This window comes from Nakamurella sp., assembly GCF_048594475.1.
In the GTDB taxonomy this organism is placed as follows: Bacteria; Actinomycetota; Actinomycetes; order Mycobacteriales; family Nakamurellaceae; genus Nakamurella.
In genome coordinates this window covers 1-7,658 of sequence record NZ_JBMDXT010000564.1, presented here as the reverse complement: position 1 = coordinate 7,658, position 7,658 = coordinate 1, and the positions used below count along the sequence as shown (strand labels likewise).

The window sequence follows — 7,658 nt, the reverse complement described above, 5'->3', positions numbered from 1 at the left end:
GGGCGGCGGCCGCGAAGCCGGCCGCCACCACCACCCGGACCCGGGCCACGAAGGCGGCCGCGCCGGCCGCCGAGGCCAAGGCGCCCGCGACGACGACCCGGTCACGGTCCACCGCGGCCAAGACCGCCGCCGCACCCAAGGCCACCACGACCCGGACCCGGGCGACCGCGGCCAAGACCGCGGCCGCGCCGAAGACGGCCGCCGCCAAGACGACCGCGGCCAAGGCTCCGGCGCGCCGGGCCTCCAGCAAGGCGGCCGCCGCGCCGGCGTCCAGCTGAGTCACCGCATCTCGGCCCCGGTGGGGGCGGTTCCGACCGCCGCCACCGGGGCCGACGCGTGTCCGGGTCCGGCTCAGACCACCGGGGCCGGATACGGATCGGCCTGCACGAGCCGCCGGCCGTCGAACGAGAGGAACCAGTACGCCGCCTTGGGCGTGCTGACGCCGGCGACCGGCACCTCGTCCCGGGCGGCGAGCGACTTGACCACGCCCGGGATCACGCCACCCTGGCTGCAGACCACGGTGGTGGCCCCGGGTTCCTGGGCGCCGGCCAGGTCGACGATCCGGCGGCGGGCCGCGGCCGGATCGTCCCGGTAGGACTCCTCGGCCAGCGCGCGCTCGTCGACCACGGCGGTGCCCAGCTTCTCGGCCAGCGGGCCGACGGTGGCCCGGCACCGTTCCAGCGGCGCGCTGTGCACCGTCATCGGTGCGAAGACGCTCAGCTCGCCGATCAGCGCGGCCGCCTGCCGGCGGCCCTTGGCGTCGAGCGGGCGTCGCGCATCGTCGCCGGACCAGTCCTCCCGCTGACCGGCTCGCGCGTGCCGGACCAGCAGCACCCCTTGCTGCACCGCCGGTTCCAGCACGAACGTGGCCAGCACCGCGCGGTCGAACTCGTAGCTCATCCGCGCCTCGGCCCGGGCCACGGGCAGCCACTCGAGCTTGTCGACCTCCTTGTTCGCGGTGAAGAAGCCGGACATGCGCCGGGCCGCGAAGTACTGAACCGTCTTGGGCCCGGCGCTGGTGGTGTACGAGACGGTAGTCAACGACCGGCCGATCGCCGCCCGGAAACCGGTCTCCTCCTGCACCTCCCGGGCCGCGGTCACCTGCACCACCTCGCCGTGCTCGGCCTTGCCCTTGGGCAACGACCAGTCGTCGTAGCGAGGCCGGTGCACCAGGGCGACCTTGAGGCCGTCCCGCCGGGACGGGCGCCAGAGCACGGCGCCCGCCGCCCGGATGAGCGCCGGCTGCTCAGTCGCCACGGGGCACCGGGCCGCGCAACAGCACTTCCTGCACGTCCACCCCCGGACCGTCGACCGGTGACTGGGTCCAGCCGTCCGGACCCAGCAGCCAGCAGCGGGTGTCGGGTGCGGTGAGCAACTCGAACAGCCGGGCCATCCGTTCGGTCGCGCCCTTGGCCTTGACCTGGACCAGGGCCTCCACCCGCCGGTCGAGGTTGCGGTGCATCATGTCCGCGCTGCCGATCCAGTACTCCTCGCTGGTGCCGCCGCCCTCCACCGGCTGGGCGCCGTTGCGGAAGTAGAAGATCCGCGAATGCTCCAGGAAGCGGCCGACGATCGAGCGCACGGTGATGTTCTCGGACAGCCCCGGCACCCCGGCCCGCAGCGCGCAGATGCCCCGGACCGTCACGTCGACGGTCACCCCGGCGCGGGAGGCCCGGTACAACGCATCGATGACCCGTTCGTCCACGATCGAGTTCATCTTCAGCCGAACGAGTCCACCGCGACCCGCCTTCTGATGCTCGATCTCGCGCTCGATCCGGGTGATGACCCCCCGACGGATCGAATGCGGTGCCACCAACAGGTTCCGGTACTCGGTCTGCCGGGAGTACCCGGTGAGCACGTTGAACAGGTCGGTCAGGTCGGCGCCGATGTCCGGGTCGGCCGTCAGCAACCCGAGATCCTCGTAGATGCGCGCGGTCTTGGGGTTGTAGTTGCCGGTGCCCAGGTGGCAGTACCGCTGCAGGGTCTTGCCCTCCTGGCGGATCACCAGGGCGGTCTTGCAGTGCGTCTTGAGCCCGACCAGGCCGTAGACCACGTGCACGCCGGCGCGTTCCAGCGCCTTGGCCCAGGAGATGTTGGCCTGCTCGTCGAACCGCGCCTTGAGCTCCACCAGCGCGACGACCTGCTTGCCGGCCTCGGCCGCGGCGATCAGGGCGTCCACGATGGGGGAGTCGCCGGAGGTGCGGTAGAGGGTCTGCTTGATCGCCAGCACCCGCGGATCGGCGGCCGCCTGCTCGATGAACCGCTGCACCGTGGTGGCGAACGACTCGTACGGGTGGTGCAGCAGCACGTCGCCGTCGCGCAGCGTCGAGAACACGCTCTTGGGCGTCTCGCCCTCGGCGAAGGCCGGATTCGTCGCGGGCACGAACGGGGCGTCCTTGAGGGTCGGCTTGTCCGCGCCGTAGATCTGCCAGAGGCTCGACAGGTCCAGCAGTCCCGGCACCTCGACGGCGTCGGCCGGGTCGACGTCCAGTTCGGTCAGCAGCCAGGTGAGCACCCGCTCGCTGATCGTGTTGGTGACCTCCAGGCGCACCGGCGGGCCGAACCGGCGCCGGGCCAGCTCCCGCTCCAACGCCTGCAGCAGGTCCTCGTCCCGGTCCTCCTCGACCTCGAGATCGGCGTTGCGGGTGAGCCGGAACTCCTGGTGCTCCACCACGTCCATGCCCGGGAACAGCTGGCCCAGGTGGGCGGCGATCAGCTCCTCGAGCGGCAGGTAGTCGTAGACGCCCCGCCGGACCTGGACGAACCGGTCGACGTTGGGCGGCACCTTGACCCGGGCGAACCGCTCCGCGCCGCTCTCCGGGTTCCGGACGACGACGGCCAGGCTCAGGCTCAGGCCGGAGATGTAGGGGAACGGGTGCGCCGGGTCGACCGCCAGCGGCGTCAGCACCGGGAAGATCTGCGCCGTGAAGTACTCGCCCAGCCGGGCGCGGTCCTGCGCGTCGACCTCGCTCCACTTCACGATCCGGATGCCCGCCTCCGCCAGCGCCGGGCGCACCTCGTCGACGAAGCACCGGCCCTGCTGCTCCTGCAGCTCCCGGGTCCGGGCCGAGATCAGCGCCAGCTGCTCGGATGCGGTCAGGCCGTCCGCACTGGTGACCGACAGGCCCATGTCCCGGCGCCGTTTCAGGCCGGCGACGCGCACCATGTAGAACTCGTCGAGGTTCGAGGCGAAGATGGCCAGGAACTTGGCCCGCTCGAGCAGCTTCTGGCCCGGATCCTGGGCCAGGGCCAGCACCCGCGCGTTGAAGTCCAGCCAGGACAGCTCGCGGTTGGAGAACCGGTCGTCCGGCAGCGGGTCCTCCTCGATCTCGGCCACCACCGCGCTGTCCAGCGCGACCTCGGACGGCCCGCCGTGGAACGGCTCGACCAGCGTCTCCACGGTGGGATCGGCGGCCTCGGCGGCGGCGGCCGCGGCCGCATCGGCGGCCGCCCCCGCCGTCGAGCGGGCCCGCCGGGTCCTGGTCGTGGCGCGGGCGGGCGCCCGTCCGTTGCGGTCGGTCGTCGATGGGGTGGCTTCGCTCGCGGTCACCGCGCCATTGTCCCGTCCGCGACGCGGCGGACGCCACATCCGAGGTGAACAGTGCGTCACGACGCGACCGGTTCGGCCGGGGTCCGGGCGATAGGGTGACGGTCGTCGTCGGCGCGAAGGAGCTTGAAGGTGGCCCGCAGTCCCGTGCACGAGAAGGGCAACGCCTGGCTGACCTTCTGCCAGGTCGTCATGTATCCGCTGGCGTTCCTGCTCGGCCGGGAGCGCGTGTCCGGGGCCGAGCACGCCCGGCGCCGCGGGGGTTACCTGCTCGTGGCCAACCACATCTCGCACCTGGATCCGCTGTTCGACTCCGTCGCGGTGCGCAAGATCGGCCGGATCCCGCGGTTCATGGCCAAGGCCTCGCTGTGGAAGGTGCCGGTCCTGGGCAACGCGCTGGCCAACACCGAGCAGATCCCGGTCGACCGGGCGGGTGCGGGCGCGGGCCAGTCGAGCCTGGACAAGGCGACCGCGGCCCTCAACCGGGGCAAGGTGGTGCTGATCTACCCCGACGGCACCGTCACCCGGGACCCGGACATGTGGCCGATGAAGCCCCGGATGGGCGTCGGGGCGCTCGCGCTGTCCGGCGACTTCCCGGTGATCCCGGTGGCCCACTGGGGCTCGAACCACGTCTACACTTCCTACGGGCAGGGCCGCCGCTTCCACCCGTTGCCCCGCAAGGTGGTGCACACCCGCTTCGGCGAGCCGGTCGACCTGGACGACCTGCGGGCCGGCCCGCACGATGCCCGGGCGGTGCGGGCGGCGTCCTTCCGGATCATGACGGCCGTGCGCGACATGGTGGGCGAGGTGCGCGGTGTCACCCCGCCGGCCGAGTTCTACGACCAGAAGAAGGCGGCGCGGCTGGCGCAGCGGGCCGCGCAGGCCGCGGCGCCGGCCCCGGCCGACGCGCCGGCGCCGGAAACCCCGGAGAAGTGACCGCCACGACCGGGTCCCTGAAGCGGCTGGCGGTGCTCGGGGCCGGATCCTGGGGCACCACGTTCGCCAAGGTGCTGGCCGACGCCGGCCGGGAGGTCACGCTGTGGGCCCGCCGGGACGCGCTGGCCACCGCGATCCGCGACACCCGGCTCAACGCGGACTACCTGCCCGGCGTGAGCCTGCCCGAGAACCTCTCCGCCACCTCGGACTTCGACGAGGCCCTGGCCGGGGTCGACGCCGTCGTGCTGGCCGTGCCGAGCCAGGCGCTGCGGGAGAACCTGCGGGTGTTCCGGGACAGCCTGCCGCCCGATGTCCCGGTCGTCTCGCTGGCCAAGGGGGTGGAGATCGGCACCGGCCTGCGGATGAGCGAGGTCATCGCCCGGGTCGGCCAGATCGAGCCCGACCGGATCGTGGTGCTCACCGGGCCGAACCTGGCCGCCGAGATCGCCCTGGAGCGGCCGACCGCCTCCGTGCTGGCCTGCACCGACCACGACCGCGCCTGCGCCGTGCAGGAGGCCTGCGCCACGCCGTACTTCCGGCCGTTCACCGTCACCGACGTGATCGGGGCCGAGATCGCCGGCACCGGCAAGAACATCATCGCGCTGGCCTGCGGCATCGCCGACGGCCTCGGCCTGGGCCTCAACGCCGCCGCGTCGCTGATCACCCGGGGCCTCAACGAGATGACCCGACTGGGCGTGGAACTCGGCGCCGAGCCGGCCACCTTCGCGGGGCTGGCCGGCCTGGGCGACCTGGTGGCCACCTGCTGGTCACCGCTGTCGCGCAACCGGACGCTCGGCCGGCGGCTGGCCACCGGGATCGGGCTCGACGCGGCCCTGGAGGCCGCCGGCGGGCAGGTGGCCGAGGGGGTCGTCAGCTGCCGCTCGGTGCGCGACCTGGCCGTGCGGCACAAGGTGGACATGCCGATCACCGAGGCCGTCTACCAGGTCTGCTACCGGCACCTGCCGCCCGGCCGGCTGATGGGCTTTTTGATGGACCAGCCGCACAGCCCGGAGTAGCGCCGCCGACCCGGGCGGCGGCCCGGGCCGCGTCGGGCGCCGCGACCGGACCGACCGCACTCGGGCCTCACCCCGGCCCGGACCCCGGGCCCGGACCGCTGTGTCGATTTCGGGTCCGGCTCCGGTGCCCCGATAGGGTGACCAACCATGAGCGAGGCGGCGCGATGAGCAACGACCGGGTCCGGGTGGCCGTGGTGTTCGGCGGCCGCAGCGGGGAGCACCCGGTGTCGTGCATCTCCGCCGCCGGTGTGCTGGCCAACATCGACACCGACCTGTTCGACGTCACCGCGATCGGGATCACCCCGGCCGGCCGCTGGGTACACGTCGACCCCGAGGCGCTGCCGGCCGGGTCGGGCCGGGAGCTGCCGGCGGTGTCCGGGGGCTCGCCGGTGGCGCTGCCGGTCGATCCGACCGGGGCGACCCTGGTCGCGCTGGATCCGGGCGCCCCCTGGTCGGCCCTTGAGGTGGACGTGGTGTTCCCCGTCCTGCACGGCCCGTACGGCGAGGACGGCACCATCCAGGGGCTGCTGGAGCTGGCCGGAGTGCCGTACGTGGGGGCCGGGGTGCTCGCCTCCGCGGCGGCGATGGACAAGGAGTTCACCAAGAAGCTGCTGGCCGCCGAGGGGCTGCCGGTGGGCGACTGGGTCGTGCTGCGGCCGGGGACGGCGACGCTGACCGAGGCGCAGCGGGACCGGCTGGGGCTGCCGGTCTTCGTCAAGCCGGCCCGAGCCGGTTCCTCGCTCGGGGTCAGCCGGGTCGCGCGGTGGTCGGAGCTGGACCGGGCGATCGCGCTGGCCCGCGAGACCGACCCCAAGGTCCTGGTCGAGGCCGCGGTCGTCGGGCGCGAGGTGGAATGCGGCGTCCTGGAGCATCCGGACGGGCGCATCGAGGCCTCGCCGACCGCCGAGATCCACGTCGGCGGCGGGTACGACTTCTACGACTTCGACGCCAAGTACCTCGACGACACCGCGGCCACCTTCGACATCCCGGCCGACCTCCCGGAGGCGGTGACCGATCGCATCCACGAGCTGTCCCGGCGGGCGTTCTCGGCCCTGGACGCGCAGGGTCTGGCCCGGGTCGACTTCTTCGTCCGGCCCGACGGGGATCCGATCGACCGTGTGGTGATCAACGAGGTGAACACCCTGCCCGGCTTCACCCCGATCTCGATGTACCCCGCGATGTGGGCCAAGGCGGGTGTCTCGTACCGGGACCTGATCACGGTGCTGCTGCGCACCGCCGTGGCCCGGGGCACCGGTCTGCGCTGAGCGGGCGGGCCGCCCGGCCGGCTACTCGCCGTCGGTGGGCAGCGGGACGCCGCCCCGGCAGATGTCCCGCTCGGGCAGGGTCGCCGCGATCACCGTGGACGCCTCCTGCCAGGGTCCGGTCGAGGTGACCTCCTGCGGCACCGTCAAGGCGATGCGGACGGACCGGTCGACGGCGAAGTAGGTCGTGTCGCCGCCGGTGGACAGCGGCAGCCAGGCGACGCCGTCGACCTCCTGGACCGCCGCGGTGCAGGTCAGCTCGGCCGGCGTGGGGATCCCGCAGCGCAGGACCACCGGCGGCTCGCCCCAGGCCGCCGCACCGGACAGCGAAGGGTCGTCGGCGTGCTCGAGCTGCCGCCGCGGGAGCCCGCCCAGCTCGGCCGGCAGTGCGGCCATCAACGCGGTGCAGGCCGGGGTGGCGGCCCCGGGCGCCTCGACCCCGGCCAGCGGCAGCGGGTCGTCCACGGAGGAGTCCGGCCGGTTGCTGACGATCCGGGCGCCCACGATGACGCCGAGCACGGCGACCCCGGCGACGGCCACCGCCGCGTAGACCCGCCAGCGCGGGAACCCGTCGCGGGTCCCGGCCCGGGGCGTCGGGGACGCCGGGGAGGCTGACGGCGGCGTCGGGGACGGTGGCGGGGTCGCCGGGGAGGGCGGCGAGCCGGTCAGAGGTGCACCACGGGGCAGGTGAGCGTGCGCGTGATGCCCGCGACCCCCTGCACGCGGGCGACGACCAGCTTGCCGAGCTCGTCGACGGTCTGGGCCTCGGCCCGGACGATGACGTCGTACGGGCCGGTGACGTCCTCGGCGCTGGTGACGCCGGGCAGCTCGGCGATCGCCTGGGCCACCGCGGCGGCCTGGCCGACCTCGGTCTGAATGAGGATGAACGCCTGCACC

Annotated in this window: 8 protein-coding genes; 4 read left to right on the top strand and 4 right to left on the bottom strand. The window is 73.7% G+C overall.

Annotation, left to right across the window (positions count from 1 at the left end; genetic code table 11):
* The coding region (locus ACOJUF_RS25345; RefSeq protein ID WP_420124577.1) for a hypothetical protein at positions 1–278 on the top strand (278 nt) is incomplete at its 5' end.
* Positions 279–351: 73 nt separating this feature from the next.
* Here the strand turns inward: ACOJUF_RS25345 and ACOJUF_RS25340 are convergent.
* Positions 352–1,257, bottom strand: a complete 906-nt coding sequence (locus ACOJUF_RS25340; RefSeq protein ID WP_420124576.1) for an NUDIX hydrolase — start codon at positions 1,255–1,257, stop codon at positions 352–354.
* Positions 1,247–3,589: an RNA degradosome polyphosphate kinase gene (locus ACOJUF_RS25335; RefSeq protein WP_420124575.1), complete on the bottom strand. Its 2,343-nt coding sequence runs from the start codon at positions 3,587–3,589 to the stop codon at positions 1,247–1,249. Before ACOJUF_RS25335 ends, ACOJUF_RS25340 begins: the two co-directional genes overlap by 11 nt.
* 90 nt (positions 3,590–3,679) lie before the next feature.
* Here ACOJUF_RS25335 and ACOJUF_RS25330 point away from each other — a divergent pair, with 90 nt between their 5' ends.
* The 3 genes from ACOJUF_RS25330 to ACOJUF_RS25320 all read left to right on the top strand — a co-directional run bounded on the left by ACOJUF_RS25330 (position 3,680) and on the right by ACOJUF_RS25320 (position 6,764).
* Positions 3,680–4,483 carry a lysophospholipid acyltransferase family protein gene (locus ACOJUF_RS25330; RefSeq protein WP_420124574.1) on the top strand — a complete coding sequence of 268 codons (804 nt, stop codon included), beginning with the start codon at positions 3,680–3,682 and terminating at the stop codon, positions 4,481–4,483.
* Positions 4,480–5,499, top strand: coding sequence for an NAD(P)H-dependent glycerol-3-phosphate dehydrogenase (locus ACOJUF_RS25325; protein ID WP_420124573.1), 1,020 nt, complete (start codon positions 4,480–4,482; stop codon positions 5,497–5,499). Before ACOJUF_RS25330 ends, ACOJUF_RS25325 begins: the two co-directional genes overlap by 4 nt.
* A 164-nt stretch (positions 5,500–5,663) precedes the next feature.
* Positions 5,664–6,764 carry a D-alanine--D-alanine ligase family protein gene (locus ACOJUF_RS25320; RefSeq protein ID WP_420124572.1) on the top strand — a complete coding sequence of 367 codons (1,101 nt, stop codon included), beginning with the start codon at positions 5,664–5,666 and terminating at the stop codon, positions 6,762–6,764.
* Between the two features lie 21 nt (positions 6,765–6,785).
* Here the strand turns inward: ACOJUF_RS25320 and ACOJUF_RS25315 are convergent, their stop codons facing one another.
* Together ACOJUF_RS25315 and ACOJUF_RS25310 are read right to left on the bottom strand one after the other, a co-directional pair.
* Positions 6,786–7,301, bottom strand: coding sequence for a DUF3515 domain-containing protein (locus tag ACOJUF_RS25315; protein ID WP_420124571.1), 516 nt, complete (start codon positions 7,299–7,301; stop codon positions 6,786–6,788).
* A 125-nt stretch (positions 7,302–7,426) separates the two neighbouring features.
* Positions 7,427–7,657: an Lrp/AsnC ligand binding domain-containing protein gene (locus ACOJUF_RS25310; protein WP_420124570.1), complete on the bottom strand. Its 231-nt coding sequence runs from the start codon at positions 7,655–7,657 to the stop codon at positions 7,427–7,429.
* Position 7,658 lies beyond the last annotated feature (1 nt).

What these genes read in the sequence shown, in the direction of transcription:
- ACOJUF_RS25320 (WP_420124572.1), top strand. Translation starts at nt 5,664, where the DNA reads ATGAGCAACGACCGGGTCCGGGTGGCCGTGGTGTTCGGCGGCCGCAGC.
- ACOJUF_RS25335 (WP_420124575.1), bottom strand. Translation starts at nt 3,589, where the DNA reads ATGTGGCGTCCGCCGCGTCGCGGACGGGACAATGGCGCGGTGACCGCG.